The organism is Geodermatophilus sp. URMC 61 (assembly GCF_052931555.1).
Genome location: NZ_JBRFHZ010000002.1, coordinates 4,788,946 through 4,805,572, shown reverse-complemented (window position 1 = coordinate 4,805,572; position 16,627 = coordinate 4,788,946). Strand labels below are relative to the sequence as shown.

20 protein-coding genes are annotated in these 16,627 nt (G+C 74.6%); 6 read left to right on the top strand and 14 right to left on the bottom strand.

Going from position 1 to position 16,627, the window contains the following annotated elements; genetic code table 11:
• Positions 1-139: 139 nt before the first annotated feature.
• The 5 genes from ACU610_RS22415 to nth all read right to left on the bottom strand — a co-directional run bounded on the left by ACU610_RS22415 (position 140) and on the right by nth (position 4,035).
• The gene (locus ACU610_RS22415) at positions 140-1,321 is read right to left on the bottom strand and encodes a MarP family serine protease (RefSeq protein WP_446769897.1); all 1,182 of its coding nucleotides are present in this window, start codon (positions 1,319-1,321) and stop codon (positions 140-142) included.
• A gap of 8 nt (positions 1,322-1,329) precedes the next feature.
• A complete protein-coding gene (locus ACU610_RS22410) occupies positions 1,330-1,743 on the bottom strand; it encodes a plastocyanin/azurin family copper-binding protein (RefSeq protein WP_446769896.1) in 414 nt (137 codons plus the stop codon).
• A gap of 155 nt (positions 1,744-1,898) precedes the next feature.
• Positions 1,899-2,663: an NUDIX hydrolase gene (locus ACU610_RS22405; protein WP_446769895.1), complete on the bottom strand. Its 765-nt coding sequence runs from the start codon at positions 2,661-2,663 to the stop codon at positions 1,899-1,901.
• On the bottom strand, positions 2,660-3,253 hold the full coding sequence (locus ACU610_RS22400; RefSeq protein ID WP_446769894.1) for a TlpA family protein disulfide reductase: 594 nt from the start codon (positions 3,251-3,253) through the stop codon (positions 2,660-2,662). The genes ACU610_RS22405 and ACU610_RS22400 overlap by 4 nt, the downstream gene beginning before the upstream one ends.
• Complete coding sequence (gene nth / locus ACU610_RS22395) at positions 3,250-4,035, bottom strand: endonuclease III (RefSeq protein WP_446769893.1); 786 nt, start codon at positions 4,033-4,035, stop codon at positions 3,250-3,252. The genes ACU610_RS22400 and nth overlap by 4 nt, the downstream gene beginning before the upstream one ends.
• 156 nt (positions 4,036-4,191) lie before the next feature.
• Here nth and ACU610_RS22390 point away from each other — a divergent pair, with 156 nt between their 5' ends.
• Positions 4,192-4,434, top strand: a complete 243-nt coding sequence (locus tag ACU610_RS22390) for a hypothetical protein (RefSeq protein ID WP_446769892.1) — start codon at positions 4,192-4,194, stop codon at positions 4,432-4,434.
• Between the two features lie 247 nt (positions 4,435-4,681).
• Positions 4,682-5,356, top strand: coding sequence for a Crp/Fnr family transcriptional regulator (locus ACU610_RS22385; RefSeq protein WP_446769891.1), 675 nt, complete (start codon positions 4,682-4,684; stop codon positions 5,354-5,356).
• A 67-nt stretch (positions 5,357-5,423) separates the two neighbouring features.
• On the opposite strand, the gene ACU610_RS22380 is transcribed toward ACU610_RS22385, so the two are convergent.
• The 3 genes from ACU610_RS22380 to ACU610_RS22370 are packed head-to-tail and all read right to left on the bottom strand — an operon-like array spanning position 5,424 to position 6,869.
• On the bottom strand, positions 5,424-6,218 hold the full coding sequence (locus tag ACU610_RS22380) for an NUDIX hydrolase (protein WP_446769890.1): 795 nt from the start codon (positions 6,216-6,218) through the stop codon (positions 5,424-5,426).
• Entirely contained in the window at positions 6,215-6,688 is a 474-nt protein-coding gene (locus ACU610_RS22375) for a RidA family protein (RefSeq protein WP_446769889.1), read from the bottom strand. Before ACU610_RS22375 ends, ACU610_RS22380 begins: the two co-directional genes overlap by 4 nt.
• 7 nt (positions 6,689-6,695) lie before the next feature.
• On the bottom strand, positions 6,696-6,869 hold the full coding sequence (locus ACU610_RS22370; protein WP_198588161.1) for a hypothetical protein: 174 nt from the start codon (positions 6,867-6,869) through the stop codon (positions 6,696-6,698).
• Between the two features lie 141 nt (positions 6,870-7,010).
• Here ACU610_RS22370 and ACU610_RS22365 point away from each other — a divergent pair, with 141 nt between their 5' ends.
• Genes ACU610_RS22365 through ACU610_RS22355 form a run of 3 tightly spaced genes read left to right on the top strand, consistent with a single transcriptional unit; the run spans position 7,011 to position 11,531 of the window.
• Positions 7,011-8,003: an ArsA-related P-loop ATPase gene (locus tag ACU610_RS22365; RefSeq protein ID WP_446769888.1), complete on the top strand. Its 993-nt coding sequence runs from the start codon at positions 7,011-7,013 to the stop codon at positions 8,001-8,003.
• Complete coding sequence (locus tag ACU610_RS22360) at positions 8,000-9,232, top strand: ArsA family ATPase (protein WP_446769887.1); 1,233 nt, start codon at positions 8,000-8,002, stop codon at positions 9,230-9,232. The genes ACU610_RS22365 and ACU610_RS22360 overlap by 4 nt, the downstream gene beginning before the upstream one ends.
• 43 nt (positions 9,233-9,275) lie before the next feature.
• Positions 9,276-11,531, top strand: a complete 2,256-nt coding sequence (locus tag ACU610_RS22355) for a transglycosylase domain-containing protein (protein ID WP_446769886.1) — start codon at positions 9,276-9,278, stop codon at positions 11,529-11,531.
• A 51-nt stretch (positions 11,532-11,582) separates the two neighbouring features.
• On the opposite strand, the gene ACU610_RS22350 is transcribed toward ACU610_RS22355, so the two are convergent.
• The 6 genes from ACU610_RS22350 to ACU610_RS22325 form a co-directional block, all read right to left on the bottom strand.
• The gene (locus ACU610_RS22350; protein ID WP_446769885.1) at positions 11,583-11,843 is read right to left on the bottom strand and encodes a hypothetical protein; all 261 of its coding nucleotides are present in this window, start codon (positions 11,841-11,843) and stop codon (positions 11,583-11,585) included.
• A gap of 181 nt (positions 11,844-12,024) precedes the next feature.
• A complete protein-coding gene (locus ACU610_RS22345) occupies positions 12,025-12,303 on the bottom strand; it encodes a phosphatase RsbU N-terminal domain-containing protein (RefSeq protein WP_446769884.1) in 279 nt (92 codons plus the stop codon).
• Positions 12,300-12,689 carry an STAS domain-containing protein gene (locus tag ACU610_RS22340; protein ID WP_446769883.1) on the bottom strand — a complete coding sequence of 130 codons (390 nt, stop codon included), beginning with the start codon at positions 12,687-12,689 and terminating at the stop codon, positions 12,300-12,302. The genes ACU610_RS22345 and ACU610_RS22340 overlap by 4 nt, the downstream gene beginning before the upstream one ends.
• Positions 12,686-13,591 (bottom strand): STAS domain-containing protein, encoded by a 906-nt coding sequence (locus tag ACU610_RS22335; protein WP_446769882.1) that lies wholly within the window; start codon positions 13,589-13,591, stop codon positions 12,686-12,688. The genes ACU610_RS22340 and ACU610_RS22335 overlap by 4 nt, the downstream gene beginning before the upstream one ends.
• Complete coding sequence (locus ACU610_RS22330; protein WP_446769881.1) at positions 13,588-14,667, bottom strand: sigma-70 family RNA polymerase sigma factor; 1,080 nt, start codon at positions 14,665-14,667, stop codon at positions 13,588-13,590. The genes ACU610_RS22335 and ACU610_RS22330 overlap by 4 nt, the downstream gene beginning before the upstream one ends.
• A gap of 403 nt (positions 14,668-15,070) precedes the next feature.
• Positions 15,071-15,523: a GatB/YqeY domain-containing protein gene (locus tag ACU610_RS22325; RefSeq protein ID WP_446769880.1), complete on the bottom strand. Its 453-nt coding sequence runs from the start codon at positions 15,521-15,523 to the stop codon at positions 15,071-15,073.
• A gap of 135 nt (positions 15,524-15,658) precedes the next feature.
• Between ACU610_RS22325 and ACU610_RS22320 the strand changes: the two genes are divergently transcribed.
• Positions 15,659-16,564 carry a metallophosphoesterase gene (locus tag ACU610_RS22320; protein ID WP_446769879.1) on the top strand — a complete coding sequence of 302 codons (906 nt, stop codon included), beginning with the start codon at positions 15,659-15,661 and terminating at the stop codon, positions 16,562-16,564.
• The last annotated feature ends 63 nt before the right edge of the window (positions 16,565-16,627 follow it).

Genomic DNA, 16,627 nt, shown 5'->3' with positions numbered 1-16,627 from the left:
CGGCCCCCTGCAGGGCCCCGCCCCGAGCCCGGTGACGTACTCGAACGGCCCCCTGCAGAGCCCGCCGCGCGCCTGCGAACGAGAAAGGACCCCGTCCTCCCCACCCCTCGCACGCTCGGGGCGGTGCCCTGGACGGGGCCTACTCGCAGGCGCCCGTCGCGACCGGGGACGACGAGGCCTGGCCGGTCACGGCGGCGGCCTGGACCTGCTCGTGGGTGAGCGCGTAGCCGGTGAGCGGGTCGTCGATGGCCGAGGCGAAGACGACGCCGAGCACCTGCCCCTGCGGGTCGAACAGCGGGCCGCCGGAGTTGCCGGCGCGCACCTCGCCGTAGAGCGCGTAGACGTCGCGGACCACGGTCTGCTCGTTGCGGAAGTCCGGCCCGCTGATGTCGGTGTGGTCGCGCACCCGCGCCGGGCCGACGAACAGCCCGCCGCCGCCGGGGTAGCCCATGATGATCGCGCTGTCGCCGGAGGCGGCCGACTCCGATGAGAAGGACAGCGGGATCTGCGGCAACCCGGGGACGGCGAGCACGGCGATGTCGGTCTCCTCGTCGACGTACACCGGGACCGCCTCGTACTCCTCACCCTCCGCGGTCACGACCGGGTCGGCGACGCCCGCGAGCACGTGCGCGTTGGTCATCACCCGCTCCCGCGCGTAGACGAAGCCGGAGCCGTCGATCTGCCGGGAGCACGACGGCGCGACGCCGCTGATCTGCACCACCGAGCCGGCCACGGACTGCACGACCGGGCTGTCCCGGAGGGCCGGGTCCGGCGCGGCGACGTCCGAGACCTGCGTGGGGGTCAGCGGGTCCAGGACGTCGGGCAGCCCGTTGCGGTCGATCGCCTCCCGCAGCGAGTCGTAGACCCCGCGGATGCCGTCCGGGACGGTGCGGTCGACCGCCTGCACCAGTGCCGACTGCTTCACCTGGCTGGAGACCTGGGGGAACGGTGCGTTGGCCAGCGGGGTGGCCACCATCCAGGCGACCAGCAGCACCGCGACCGCCGACAGCACCGCGCCGGCCACCGAGTCGACGATCTCGGCCGGCTGCCACGTCACGCGGCGGCGCACCGCCCGGCCGATCGCGCCGGCCAGCACCTGCCCCAGCAGCGCCGCGGCGAGGACGACGACCAGCGCCGCGAACACCCGCGTGGTCGCCGTCCCGTCGAGCCGGTCGGCCACCGGCCGGGACAGCTGCGCGCCGAGGACCGCGCCGCCGAAGAAGCCGAAGAACGAGGTGGCCGAGACGATCACCCCCTGCCGGAAGCCGGAGAAGGCGAAGAGCAGGGCCAGCCCGATGAGGACGAGGTCGACGATCGACATGGCGGTGCTCAGCCGCTGACCGTCATGGTGCCGAACTGCCCGAGCTGGGTGTGGAAGCTGCACTCGAAGCCGTAGTCGCCGGGCGCGGTCACGGCGAACTCGATCGTGCGGCTCTCCCCCGGCGCCAGCAGCGGGATCTCGGGCTGGATCGCCTCGGGGCCGTCGCCCGGGGTGAAGCGCAGGTTGTGGGTCGTCTGCTGGGCGGCGTTCACCACGGTCAGCCGCACCTCACCCGGCGCGACGGTGAAGGAGTCGGGGGTGAAGACGTAGTCGTCCTGCGTCCGCAGGGTCACCTCCTGGACGCCGTCGGGCGCGGTGGTCACCGTGCCCGGTGCCGGTCCGGACGACGGCGCCGCCTCCTGCCCGGCCGTCCCGCCGCCGCCACCGCAGCCGGTGAGCAGGACCACTGCGGCGGCGACCACAGCGGCGTTCCTGCAGTGACCCCGGCCCCGTCCCGAGCGGCCCCCTCCCGAGGCCCGCCGCGGCCCCGTCCAGGGCACCGCCCCGAGCCTGCGAGGGGTGGGGAGGACGGGGTCCTCCCCCGGTGAGGAGGACGGGGTCCTTCTCCTTCTGCCGTTCATCGCGGGGGAACCGTACGCGCCGGAGGGCCGTCGGGTGCGGGGTCGGCCACCGTCGGCGCGGCGGCGTCCTCGTCGTCCACCGGGTCCAGGGTGCCGGGCAGCTGCGGGCGGCGAGCCCCGAGCGGCGGCAGCGCCCGCACGTCGGTGACGTCCCAGGGCCGGGCCAGCCCGGCGGCCTCGAGGATCGCGTCGAGCAGGCCGCCGGTGAAGCCCCAGACGACCATGCCGGCGACGCCGAACGCGGGGCCGACGTAGCCCGACGGGTGGCGGATGCGGAAGCGGTTGGCCGGGTCGGCGAGGTCGGCGAGCGGCACCCGCGCCACCCGGGCCACCTCACGGGGGTCGCCCACGGTGACCTCGCGCGGGTCGTCCCACCAGCCCACGACCGGCACCACGAGGTTGTCCGAGGGCCCGAGGAAGAGCTCCGGCAGCGTGGCGAGCACGCGGACGCCGTCGGGGTCGATGCCGGCCTCCTCCTCGGCCTCCCGCAGCGCCGTGCCCACCGGGTAGTCGTCGCCGGGGTCGGCGCCACCGCCGGGGAAGGCGGGCTGTCCGGCGTGCGTGCGCAGGTGCGCGGACTTCTCGATCAGCAGGACGTCGGCACCGCGCGGGCCCTCTCCGAAGAGGATGAGCACCGCCGAACGCCGGGCGGTCGCAGTCGGCCGGGGCATCCGGTGACGCAGCGGCAGGTCCTGGCCCGCGGCGAGCAACCGGCGCAGGTACTCCGGCAGCGTGGGGTCGGGGGCGGGCGCGCCGGTCACAGCGTCACCCCGAGGTGCTCGGCGACCAGGCCCTCCAGCTCGGCGAGGTCGGCGACCGGTCCCACCTGGACGTGCGCGATCCCGCCGTCGGCGTCGAGGAGGTAGGTGTAGGGCAGCGCGCCCAGGCCCAGCTCGGCCATCAGCTCGCCCTCCCCGTCGAAGGCGCTGGGGAAGGTGGCCCCGGCGTCCGCGGCGAAGGACCCGGCCTGCGGGGCGCCGTCCTTGCTGATGACGCCGACCACCGACAGCCGGTCGGCACCGGCGTCGGCCAGCTGCTGGACCAGCGGCAGCTCCTCCCGGCAGGGGCCGCACCAGCTGGCCCAGAGGTTCACCACGGTGGGGACGCCGGGGGCGCGGCCGAGGTCGAGCGAGCCGCCGCCCGGGCAGGGCAGGTCGAGGGCCGGCAGCGTCTCGGCCCCCTCGGCCGGACGATCGGGCTGCTCCGGGCAGGGTGCCAGCGCCGCCAGCGGGTCGGGCGTCGGGGACGCCGCCGTGCCGCCCGGCTCGTCCGCGGCGCCCGAGGTGCACCCGGCGAGCGCGACCCCGAGCGCCAGGGCACCGGCCGCCGTCCTGGTGCTGTGGGCGCTCATTCGGTGTCGGAGGCGGCCGGGGTCTTGACCAGCTTCGTGGCGACCTCCGGGTCGGTCGGGCCGATGCCGTACGACGGGCACCACCGGGCGAGGCCGCACGCGCCGCAGGCTGCCTTCTTGGCGTGGCAGACCCGCCGGCCGTGGAAGATCACCCGGTGGCTGAACATGGTCCAGTCGCGCTTGGGGATGAGCTCGGCGACCTCGGCCTCGACCTTGACCGGGTCCTCCTCCGCCGTCCAGCCGAACCGCCGGACCAGCCGGCCGAAGTGCGTGTCGACGGTCAGCCCGGGGACGTCGAAGGCGTTGCCCAGGACGACGTTGGCGGTCTTGCGGCCGACGCCGGGCAGGGTGACCAGGTCCTCCATCCGGCCGGGCACCTCGCCGTCGAACCGCTCGAGCAGCGCCTGGGCGAGGCCGAGCACCGAGTTGGCCTTGGCGCGGAAGAAGCCGGTGGGCTTGAGGATCTCCTCGAGCTCCGTGCGGTCGGCGCCGGCCAGGGCTCGGGCGTCGGGGTACTTGGCGAACAGCGTCGGGGTGACCCGGTTGACCGTCTTGTCGGTCGTCTGCGCCGAGAGCACCGTGGCCACCAGCAGCTCGAAGGCGGTGGTGAAGTCGAGCTCGCAGTGCGCGTCGGGGTGGATCAGCGCCAGCTCGCGGGCCATCCGCCGGGCCCGCCGGGTGCGCGCCAGCGGCGTCTCCTGCGGGTCGAACGGGGAGCCGCCCCGAGCAGCGGCACGGCGGGCGCGCGGCGGGACGGGCCGGGCGTAGGCGGGCGAGGACACGCGGTCGAGGGTAGGCGGATCGGCTGACAGGGCCCGTGCCATCATCGCGACCGCGGTCGCCGGGCTTCCCCTGCGACGCCCCGGGGTACACAGGAGTGCTGGCGCGAGCCGGTCCGTCCGGTCCGCGTCCTGCGACGAGGAGAGAGAGGAGGCCCGGTGGTCGCCCTCAGCGTCATCCTGTTCCCGCCCCTGGTCATCGCCTTCCTGCTGGTGATGGAGCGCGTCGAGGAGCCGCTGCGCCGGCCGGCCGGCCCCCGCGAGGTGGCCGAGTTCCTCTCCACCGCGAGCAGCGGCGAGGTCGACACGCTGGCCAACTCCGGTATCCGCCGCGCCATGGCCCGTTGGCGGCGTCGCCGGAGGTCACGGGTGCGCCGGGAGGCCGAGCCGCCCGTCGTCTGAGGACCCCTGCCCCCACCGCTCGTGGAAGGACCCCCAGCCCTCACGAGCTGGGGGCGGGCCCTCCGGGCTCGGGGACGTCCTGAGGAGCCCGGTTGCTCACCCCTGGGGGTGGCGGCGTGGGCGTCCGATCGGGTGACGATCCGCACAGGCCCCTAGACTCACCCCGTACGGCGCTGCGGAGACGTGGCGCTCGACCGGGCCCGGCCGCGCGCCGGCCCTCCCAGGTGGGTGTGCGAGAGGACGCGTAGTGGACGAGGTGCTGGCCCAGTCGGGGCTCTTCCAGGGGCTGCCGGAGGACGCGGTGGACCCGGTCGTGAGCCGCCTGGAGACCGTGACGCTCCCGCGCGGCCGCGTGGTGTTCAACGAGGGCGAGCCGGGCGACAGCCTCTACATCATCATCTCCGGCAAGATCAAGCTCTCCCGCCGGTCGCCCGACGGCCGCGAGAACGTGCTGGCCGTGATGGGCCCCTCCGACCAGTTCGGTGAGCTCTCGGTCTTCGACCCCGGCCCGCGCACCGCGACCGCCACCGCGGTCACCGACGTCAAGATGGCCCGCATGCCGCAGTCGGTGCTGCGCCCGTGGATCGAGGCGCACCCCGAGGTCGGCGAGCGGCTGCTGCACGTGCTGGCCCGGCGCCTGCGCCGCACCAACGACTCGGTCGCCGACCTGATCTTCACCGACGTCCCGGGCCGGGTCGCCAAGGCGCTGCTGCAGATGGCCGACCGGTTCGGCAGCCGTGAGGGGGAGGGCCTGCGGGTCAAGCACGACCTGACGCAGGAGGAGCTGGCCCAGCTGGTCGGCGCCTCGCGCGAGACCGTGAACAAGGCACTGGCCGACTTCGTGCACCGCGGCTGGATCCAGCTGCAGGGCAAGTCGGTCGTCGTCCTCGACGAGGAGCGCCTGCGCCGCCGCGCGCGCTGACGCACGTACTCCGCCATGGCGCGAGAGGGGCCCCATCACCGATCGGGATGGGGCCCTTCCCGCGCGATCACGAGGGAAGCGGCACGACCAGGCGGATGCGGGTGCCGTCGGGGAGCACGGCCCAACGGCCGTCCGGTTCGTCGTCGAAGTGCGGGCAGATCGGGTGCAGCGGCTCCGGCGGTGACCCGGCCAGCGCGGCGGCCACGTCGGGGAAGGGCTTCAGCTGCCCGAGGGTGTGGATCGTCGGCGGCAGCATCGGCCGCGTGCCGGCGGTCATCTCGGCCAGCGCCGCGGACGGCGTCAGCCAGGTCACCTCGTCGGCCTCCCCGGTGACGTGCCGGGCCTCCTGACCGACCGGGAGCGCCGCGGCGAAGAACTTGGTGTCGTAGCGCCGCGGCTCGGCCGGCGGGGTGATCCAGTGCGCGAAGGGCCGCAGGAGGTCCGACCGCAGCGCCAGCCCGCGGTCGGCGAGCAGCTCGGCGAGCGACAGCTCCCGGGCGAGCAGGGCCTGGCGCTGCGCCTCCCACTCATCCCCTGACACGTCCGGCACGACGTCCCCGCCGTCGGCCGTGCCCGCGAGCAGCACGCCGGCCTCCTCGAACGTCTCGCGGACCGCCGCGCAGACCAGCTCGCGCGCGGTCCGCTCGTCGCAGCCGAACGCGTGCGCCCACTGGGCGGGGGACGGTCCGGCCCACGCGGTCTCGACGTCGCCGTCCCGCGGGTCGACGCCGCCGCCCGGGTAGGCGGTCATCCCCCCGGCGAAGGGCATGCCACGGGTGCGCCGGAGCAGGTAGACCTCCAGGCCCGGGGTGCCGTCCCGCAGCAGCAGCACGGTCGCCGCCTGCTTGGGCTCCGCGCTCACCTCAACTCGACCGTGAGCTCGACCTCGACGGGAGCGCCCAGCGGGAGCTCGGCCACACCGATGGCGCTGCGCGCGTGCCGGCCGGCGTCACCGAAGACCCGGCCGAGCAGCTCGCTGGCGCCGTTGACCACCCGCGGCTGGCCGGTGAAGCCCTCCGCGCTGGCCACGTAGCCGACGACCCGCACGACGCGGGCCACCTCGTCGAGCCCCACCAGGTCGTCGATCGCGGCGAGGGCGTTGAGGGCGCACAGCTTGGCGTCGTGTGCGGCGTCCTCGGGGTCGACCGAGCCGCCGACCTTGCCGGTGCGGCGCAGGCCGCCGTCGACGAAGGGCAGCTGGCCGGAGGTGAAGACGAGCTGGCCGCTGCGCACCGCCGGGACGTAGGCGGCGACCGGTGCGGCGACCGAGGGCAGCCGGATGCCGAGCTCGGCCAGCCGGGCGTGCCACCTGGAGGTCTGGGGGCCCGTCATGACCCGGTCAGCCGACGGGGCGCTTGAGGTAGGCCACGGGCTGGTCGGCCCCTCCGGGGCCGGGCAGCACGGTGACCAGCTCCCACCCGTCGACCCCCCACGAGTCGAGGATCGCCTTGGTGTTGTGGATCAGCAGCGGGATGGTGGCGTACTCCCACTTGACGCGGGCCGGTTCGCTCATGGGCGCGACGCTAGCGCAGCCCTCCGCCCTCGTCCCGGCCCCGTCCGGAGGCTCACCCGAGCCTGCGAGGGCTGGGAGGGACGGGGTCCTTCGACGAACGGCGGGGGGCAGGAGGGTCCTTCGACTTCTAGGCTCGTGTCCGTGAGTCCGGCCCCCTCCTCCGTGCGCTGTCACGTCGTCACCGGGAAGGGTGGGACCGGGAAGACCACGGTCGCCGCGGCCCTCGCCCTGGCCCTGGCCGCCGACGGCCGCCAGGTGCTGCTCGTCGAGACCGAGGGTCGGCAGGGCATCGCCCAGCTGTTCGACACCCCGCCGCTGCCCTACGAGGAGCGGCGGGTCGCCGTGGCCCGCGGCGGCGGTGAGGTCAGGGCGTTGGCCATCGACGTCGAGGAGGCCCTCCTCGAGTACCTCGAGATGTTCTACAACCTCCGCCGGGCGGGCCGGGCGCTGCGCCGGGTGGGCGCCGTCGACTTCGCCACGACGATCGCCCCGGGCCTGCGGGACGTGCTGCTCACCGGCAAGGTCAAGGAGGCGGTGACCCGCCGCCACGACGGCCGCCCGGTCTACGACGCCGTCGTCGTCGACGCACCACCGACCGGCCGCATCACCCGCTTCCTCAACGTCACCGGCGAGATGGCCGGGCTGACCCGCTCCGGGCCGATCAAGACGCAGAGCGACGGCGTGATGGCCGTGCTCAAGTCGCCGCAGACGGCGGTGCACCTGGTGACGCTGCTCGAGGACATGCCGGTCCAGGAGACCGCCGACGCCATCGCCGAGCTCACCGCCGCCGGGCTGCCCGTGGGGTCGGTGGTGGTCAACATGGCCGCCGAGCCGGCACTGCCGGAGCTGGCGCTCACGCGCGCCGCGGACGACGGGCTGAGGGGCGCCGACCTGGCCCCGGCGCTGGCCGTGGCGGGGCTGCACGACGTCCCGGGGCTGGCCGACGCGCTGGCCGCCGAGGCCACCGAGCACGCCCGGCGCTGGGCCGCCCAGGACGAGCTGCGCGACGAGGTCGAGGCGCTCGGCCGCCCGATCGTCGAGCTGCCGCTGCTGCCCGGCCCCATCGACCTCGGCGCGCTGTTCCAGCTCGCCGGCCGGCTGGAGGAGCACCTGCGGACCGAGGTGGCGGCATGACGCAGACGACCGAGCGCACCCGCCGGCACCCGCGCCCGCCCGCACCGGCCGCGCCGGAGGCCCTGCCGCTCGAGCTCGCCGAGCTGGTCACCGACCCCGACACCCGGATCGTGGTCTGCTGCGGCGCCGGCGGCGTGGGCAAGACGACGACGTCGGCGGCGCTGGCGCTGGCCGCGGCGGAGGCCGGCCGCACCGTCGTCGTCCTCACGATCGACCCGGCGCGCCGGCTGGCCCAGTCGCTGGGCCTGGTGGAGCTGGACAACGAGCCGCGGCGGGTCGACGTGCCGGGGGCCCGGGGCGAGCTGCACGCGATGATGCTGGACATGAAGCGCACGTTCGACGACATCGTCGTGGCGCACTCCACGCCCGAACGAGCGCAGCAGATCTTCGAGAACCCCTTCTACCAGGCGCTGTCCTCGTCCTTCGCCGGGACGCAGGAGTACATGGCGATGGAGAAGCTGGGTCAGCTGCGGGCCGGCGACCGCTGGGACCTCATCATCGTCGACACCCCGCCGTCGCGGTCGGCGCTGGACTTCCTCGACGCCCCGAACCGGATGAGCCGCTTCCTCGACGGCACGATGATCCGGCTGCTCACCGCCCCGAGCCGGACCGGCTTCAAGATCGCCAGCGCGAGCTTCATGTTCTTCAGCCGGATCATCTCCAAGATCCTCGGCGGGCAGCTGCTGCGCGACATCTCCTCCTTCGTCGCGGCGCTGGACACCATGTTCGGCGGTTTCCGGGAGCGGGCGACGGCCACCTACGAGCTGCTGCGCCGGCCGGGCACCTGGTTCCTCGTCGTCGCGACGCCGGAGCCCGACGCGCTGCGGGAGGCCTCCTACTTCGTCGACCGGCTCTCGGCCGAGCAGATGCCGCTGGCCGGGCTGGTGCTCAACCGCACCCACCCCCCGACGACGACGGCGCTGTCGGCCACGCGCGCCGAGGGGGCCGCCGAGGAGGTCCTGGAGTCCGGGGGTGAGGACGCCGAGCTCGCTGCCGGGGCACTGCGCGTGCACGCCGAGCGGATGACGCAGGCCACCCGCGAGCAGCACCTGGCCGACCGGTTCACCAGCGCCCACCCGGAGGTCGCCGTCCGCACCGTGCCGGCCGCCGCCGGCGACGTGCACGACCTCGACGGGCTGCGCGGCATGGCCGACGCGCTGACCGCCCCGGACGGTGACACGCCGACGGGGGTCCCGCGGCGGCGGATCCTGCCCGCGCGCCGTCGCTGAGCGCGGACGCCTGACAGCTCGGCGCCACGTACATTGGCGCCCGATGTCTGCCGACGCCCCCGATCGCGCCCGGGTCCTGGCGAAGCTCGCCGCGACGATCGTCCTCGCCGGTGCCCTGGTCGCCGGCATGCTGCTGCCGTTCGTGGGCGGCACCGGTCTCGCCGCGCGCAACTCCGCCTCGCTGCTCGACGCCCTGCCGGTCGAGCTGACCGACGAGACGCCCCCGGGCAACACCCGCGTGCTGGCGGCCGACGGGTCGTTGATCACGATGTTCTACCGGGACAACCGGACCCCGGTGGCCTCCGACCGGATCGCCCCGGTCATGAAGCAGGCGCTGGTCGCGATCGAGGACTCCCGCTTCGAGGAGCACAACGGCCTCGACGTGCAGGGCACCCTGCGCGCGCTGGCGACCAACGTGGCGGCCGGCTCGGTGCAGGAGGGCGGCTCGACGCTGACCCAGCAGCTGGTCAAGCAGACCCTCGCGCAGACCGCCGACACCGCCGAGGAGCGGCAGGCGGCCACCGAGGAGAGCGTGGGCCGCAAGCTGCGGGAGGCGCGGATGGCCCTCGCGCTGGAGGAGGAGTACTCCAAGGACGAGATCCTCACGCGCTACCTCAACCTCGTGTACTTCGGGCAGGGCGCCTACGGCGTGCAGGCCGCGGCGCAGCGCTACTTCAGCGTCGACGCGGCCGACCTGACCCTGCCGCAGGCGGCCATGCTCGCCGGCCTGGTGCAGAGCCCGTCCAACGACGACCCGATCACCAACCCGGAGAACGCGTTCGACCGCCGCAACCAGGTGCTGCAGCGGATGCTGGACCTCGGCCAGATCGACCAGGCGCAGTTCGCCGAGATCTCGGCACAGCCGGTGCAGGTGGCGCCGGGCGCCGCCCCGCCCAACGGCTGCATCGACGCCACCGTCGGCGGCTTCTTCTGCGCCTACGTCGCCGACCACCTCACCCGCACGCTGGGCCTGAGCCAGGAGCTCATCGACAACGGTGGCCTGACGATCCAGACGACGCTCCAGCCGGACCTGCAGCGCGCCGGTGACCAGTCGGTGCTCCAGACCCTGCCGATGGGCGACGAGCTCGCTGGGATGTTCACCGCCATCGAGCCCGGCACCGGCAACGTCCTGGCGATGAGCGTCAACCGGCAGTACGGGTGCTCCGACCCGCAGTGCGAGTCCGTCGTCCTCCACACGGCGGCCAGCAAGGGTGCGGGGTCCACCTACAAGGTCTTCACGGCCGCCGCCGCCCTGGAGGCGGGCATCCCGGCCAGCACCGTCATCAGCACGCCGGGCAACCGGTACACCTCGCGCGTGTTCCGCGGCCCCTCGTGCGGCGGCGACCGCGAGCGGTCGAACGGCATGTACTGCGTCGAGAACGCCGGCAACTACCCGGACACCCTGGACATGGTGGGCGCGCTGGTCCGCTCGTCGAACACCTACTTCCTCGCGCTGGAGGACCGCCTCGGCGGCGTCGAGGGCCCGGTGCGCATGGCCGAGCGGATGGGCATGGGCTTCGACCAGGCGCCCAACCAGACGCCGGCCGACCAGATCATCGACGAGAACCGGGGGTCGTTCACCCTCGGCGCCGAGGCCACCAGCCCGCTCGACCTGGCCAACGCCTACGCGACCCTCGGCGCCGAGGGCACCATGTGCGAGCCGACGCCCGTCGTGCAGGTCCTCGACCGCACCGGGCAGCCCCTGAGGGGGGACGACGGTCAGCCGGTGGTCCGCGACGACAACTGCACGCCCGAGTCGGTCCCGCCGGCGATCGCCAACACGCTCAGCCAGATCCTCGTCGGTGACGTCGCCTCCCCCGCCGGCACCGGGACCCGGGCGGCCATCCCGGGTCACCAGATCGCCGGCAAGACCGGTACGTCGCAGGGCCGGGACTCGGTGGCCTTCGTGGGCTTCATGCCCGAGTACGCGGCCAGCGTGATGGTGTTCAACCCCAAGGCCCAGCAGGACGTCGGCGGCTTCGGCGGCAACATGCCGGCGACCATCTGGCGCAACGCGATGGCGCCGTTCCTGGCGGACAAGCCGACCTCGGCGTTCCCGGCGGCCGGCCCGGTGGGCGACGGGGCCCCTGCGCCCGCTCCTGCGGCTCCGGCGGCGACCCGGACGGCGCCGGACGCCGCGGCCACGCCGGCTCCCGTGGACCCCGCCGCTGTCCCGCCGGCTCCCGCGGACCCGGCCGCTGTCGCGCCCGCTCCCGTGGACCCGGCCGCGCAGCCGCCGGCGACTGCGGTCGGTGCCGGCGACGAGCCCGTGGGCGGCGTCATCGGCGGGAACGGCTGAGCGACTCCTGCGGGGGCCGACGGTCGGCGGACCGGGCCCCGGCCGGCGGTGTCAGTCCCCGCCGTGCTCTCCGCCCGTGTCCGGGGGACGGCTCTGGACGACGGTGACGCCCTGCCGGAGGAGCTCGGCCCGCAGGCGGTCCGCCATCCCCCGGCGGGCTTTGGCGCGTTCCCGCAGCACCGCGGCGAGGTGGGGGTCGGTGCACCGCCCGGCCCGGTCGTCCAGCACGTTGGCGGTCTCCAGGTGGACGGCGAACCGGCGCAGCAGGTCGAGCATCTCCCGGCGGTCCTCGAACGGCGGCCGGGGCGGCATCGAACACCCACCGGGTGATCCGGAGGCCCGGGACGGGGGGCTGTCGACGGGGCCGCACACGCTCACGGTCGCCACCTCCTCGCGATCGACGGTGCTCTGTCGCAGAGGAGGACGCGCCCGGGGTGCGGAGATGACGCGGGCCGTGTCGTTCAGGGGCCGTGTCGTTCAGGGGCCGTGTCGTTCAGGGGCCGCGCCGCGCCATGTCGTAGCTGGCCAGCACCTCGAGGAGGAAGTCCGACGCCGATCGGGCGATGAGGGGCACCTCCTCGGCCGGACTGTCCCGGAGCACCTCGGTGAGGACCTCGTGGTGGACCTGGACGACGTCGAGCAGGCTCCGGCCGCCGGCCAGCGCACCGCGCCCCAGCCGGTAGCCGGTGTCCAGCGCGGACTCCTCGTGCCGCGACAGGTACCGCAGGAACGCGGCCCGGTAGTCGCGGAGCAGGGTCTCGCGTGCCGTCACGTCCGCGGCGCCGGTGGTGCCGCGACGTCCTGGTCCAGCTCGGCCAGGCCCTCCTCCAGGTCGAGTGCCGTGACCACCCCGCCGGCGTCCATGCCGAGCTCCACCATGGCGAACGCGACGTCCGGCTGGATCCCGACGACCACGGTCGCCGCTCCGCGCAGCCGGGCCATCTCGGCGATGTCCCGCAGTGTCCGGGACCCGAAGGAGTCCAGGACGTCGAGCGCGGCGACGTCGATGACGACCCCCCGCGCGCGGTCGGAGCCGATCCGTTCCACGAGGTCCCGCTGGAACCGCACCAACTGGGAGTCGTCCAGGGCGGTGTGGATCGACGCGATCAGGTACGGGCCCTGCCGCAGGATCGAGAAGAGCCGCGGGCTGTCGTTCACGGCCCACCGTTCCCGTTCTCGCGGGACACCGAGTACCCCAGGAGCCGCTCGGCCTCCTCGAGGCCGCCCTGGAGGTCGCCGATGGTGTTCATCTTCGACAGGTCGACGCCGATGGTGACCAGCGTCTGGGCGATCTCCGGGGACAGCCCCGTGATGATCACGCTGGCACCCATCAGCCGCGAGGCGTCCACCGTCCGCACGAGGTTGTTGGCGACGGACTCGTCGACGTCCGGGACGCCGGTGATGTCGACGACGACCACCTTGGCCCGGTGCGTGCGGATGCCGCTGAGCAGCTGCACGGTCAGCTGCCGGGCGCGTTCCCGGTCCAGCACCCCGATGATCGGCAGGATCAGCAGCCGCTCGCGGACCGGCAACACCGGCGTGGACAGCTCACGGATGGCGTCCTGCTGCTGCCGGATGACCCGCTCGCGCTCCTCGACGAAGCTGACGGCCACCGTGTTGGCGATCCGGTTGGCCGCCGGCTCGTAGGCGTCGAGCACCCGGTTGAGCAACCCGAAGTCCCGCTGGTACTTCTCGAACAGCGACCTGGCCAGGACGTCGCGCAGCAGGAGCACGATGCCGACGACCTCGTGCGTCTCCACGCCGCGCGGGATGATCCGCTCGGAGAGGTCGCGGGCGTAGTGCTTCAGTGCCTCCACGCTGCCGGTCTCCAGGACCTCGACGTAGTTGTCGTAGACCAGCGTGGTCTCGGCGGACATCTCCTGGCCGGTCATCGCCTGCAGGAGGTGGGTCTCCTGGATGCGGCCGACCCACTCCTGGCGGAGCCGGGTGCGGTGCTCGCGCAGGTGCGCGACCAGCTGCGGGAGGAGGGCCTCCCCGTCGAGGTCGCCCGTGGCGTCCGTCTGGGCCACGGTGACGCTCGGGTCCTCGTACCTCGTCATGCCTCTCCCCGCCACTTCGTCATGGTCACCGTCGTGCCGCGGCCGGTCTCGGAGACCACCGCGAACTCGTCCATCAGCCGTCGGGCACCCGGTAGCCCCAGGCCGAGCCCCTGGTAGGTGCTGTAGCCGTCCTGCAGCGCCTGGTCGACATCGGGGATCCCCGGGCCGGCGTCGCGGGCGACGATGGAGATCCCCGCCCGCGGCTCCTGCAGCTCGGTCACGACGACCTCGCCGGAGTCGGCGAAGCGCACGATGTTGCGGGCGATCTCCGACACCGCCGTCGCGATGAGCGTGACGTCCGTGGTGGAGAACTCGAGCCGGGTGGCGACCTCACGAGCGGCCTGCCGGGCGGCGACGACGTCGGCGTCGGCGCGCACGGCGACACGCACGGCGTCGTCCCGGGACCGTGCGCGCCCCATCAGGGGCTCGGAGAGCCGCGCGCACAGGTCGCACTCGAGCAGGTGGCGGGCGGCGTCGACCTCGCGCTGGCGACGGCGGTCGCCGCTGGACATGGCCAGCAGGACGGGACGGCAGCGCTCCGTCGGCGGCTCCACCCGCTCGGAGACCAGCAGGTACTCCACCCGCAGCCGGGCGCGGGTGCGGTTGAGCTGGGCGGCCACCGCACCCGCGGTGGACCCGAGCTCGGCCGCCAGTGACCGGGTGTCCTGGCCGGAGACCTCGTGGGCCAGCAGCGTCGCCCGCTCGCGGTCGGACAGCCGGGTGAGGGCCTCCGCGACGGCGGCGCGGTCCTCGCGGGCGAGGACGTCCTCGTCGGGCGCCTCGGGTGGCCGCAGGTCGACCACGCGGTGCTGGTGCCGTCGCTGCCGGTCCTGGTCCCGCCACATCGAGGCGACGACGTTGCGCGCCGTCACGATCGCGTAGGGCTCCAGCATCCCCGGCTCCACCCGGCCGGCGGCGGCGAGGACGCGGGTCAGGGTCTCCTGGACCAGGTCGTCGGCGGTCGCCTGGTCGGGGACGCGGGACGCCACGATCCGGCGGACCAGCGGGATGAGCGCTGCGACGTCCGCAGACCCGCAGTCACCTCCCGGGCTCCGCACCGGCTCGACGGCCGCCATCCGCGAGACGGTACGCCCGGGAGGCCGCTCGGGTCGCCCCGACGGGCCGCCACGCCGTGTGGACGCTCTCGTCGTCCCCGCATGACGACGGATCGGGGTCGCGTCGGACGGTCCTGCTGGCGCGCCGGGGCGGCGCACCGCGGCCCCACCAGTGGGAAGACCGCGGCGGACGCCGGAGGAACGGCCCGGCAGCCCTCGTCAGCCGCACCACGGGACGACGTCTTCACCGGTGCACGACCCGTTGCGGTTCCCGCGCGAGGGGCCGGGGACCGCACGCCCAGCAGGGGGCGGCTCCTGGGAACCCCGGCCGGCGGCCCCCTGACCCGGTCCGCCGGCCGGCCCGGCCGCTGCTCCCCCGGCCCCGTCCCAAGCTCACGAGGGGTGGGGAGGACGGGGTCCTTCCTCAGCCAAGCTGGCGGCGGACCTCGGCCGCCACCCGGCCGCCCTCGGCCCGGCCGGCGACCTCCTTCTGCACCGCGCCCATGACCCGGCCCATGTCCTTCATGCCGCTGGCGCCGGTGCGGGTGATGACGTCGGCGACGAGCGCGGCGAGGTCGGTGTCCTCCAGCTGCGCGGGCAGGTAGGCGGCGACCACGTCCCCCTCCGCCCGCTCCCGGTCGGCCTGCTCGGTGCGGCCGGCGGTGGCGAAGGCATCGGCGGCCTCCCGGCGCTTCTTGGCCTCGCGGCGCAGCACCGCCTGCACCTCGTCGTCGCTGAGCTCGCGGGCCTCCTTGCCCGCCACCTCCTCCGCGCTGACCGCGGCGAGCACCATCCGCAGCGTGGCGGTGCGCAGCTCGTCGCGGGACTTCATCGCGGTGGTCAGGTCGGCGCGCAGCTGTTCCTTGAGGTCGGACACGGCGAGATCCTCCTCGCTGCGCTCGTCGGTGTCGTGCCGACAACGCTGTGTCCCTGGTGACCTCGCACGCTCGGCCACGTCCCCGGCCTCGCACGGCGCTCTCCGGCGGCGCCCGTAGTCTGGGTTGTCGTGCGCGTGACCACAGCCCTCCCGGCCGCCGTCCTCGGGTCCGCGACCGCGGGGATCGCCTACGCCTCCCTCTACGAGCGCAACCGCTGGACGCTGCGCCGCTTCGACGTCCCGGTCCTGGCGCCCGGCTCGGCGCCGCTGCGGGTGCTGCACCTGTCCGACCTGCACATGACCGCCGGGCAGCGGTCGAAGCAGGAGTGGGTGGCCTCGCTGGCGGAGCTGCAGCCGGACCTGGTGGTGGACACCGGGGACAACCTGGCCGGCCACGACGCGGTGCCCGGGACGCTGCGCGCCCTGGAGCCGCTGCTGGACCTGCCGGGCGCCTTCGTCATGGCGAGCAACGACTACTACGCGCCCCGGCCGAAGAACCCGCTGAAGTACTTCAAGCGGGACCACGAGCGGGTGCACGGCGACGAGCTGCCCTGGCGGGACCTGCGGGACGCGCTCGCCGCCCGGGGCTGGATCGACCTCACCAACGCCCGCGGCGAGCTCACGGTGGCCGGGCGGCGGATCGTCTTCGCCGGCGTCGACGACTCGCACCTCCGGCGCGACCGCTACGACCTGGTGGCCGGGCCCGCCGACCGCACCGCGGACCTGCGCATCGGGCTGGCGCACTCCCCCGAGCCCCGGGTGCTCGACCGCTTCGCCGCCGACGGCCACGACCTGCTGCTGTGCGGCCACACCCACGGCGGGCAGCTGCGGGTGCCCTTCTACGGCGCGCTGGTGACCAACTGCGGCATCGACCGCGCCCGGGTCCGCTGGCTGCACCGCTGGGCCGAGCCGTCGGCGGGCAACCCGCACGGCTCCTGGCTGCACGTCTCCGCCGGCCTGGGCACCAGCCCCTACGCACCGGCCCGCTTCGCCTGTCCGCCGGAGGCGACGCTGCTCACTCTCACCGCCCGCCCGGGCTGAGGAAGCCCCCTGACCCCACCGCTCGGCCCGCTCCCGGGGTCGCCCCGAGCCTGCGAGGAGTGG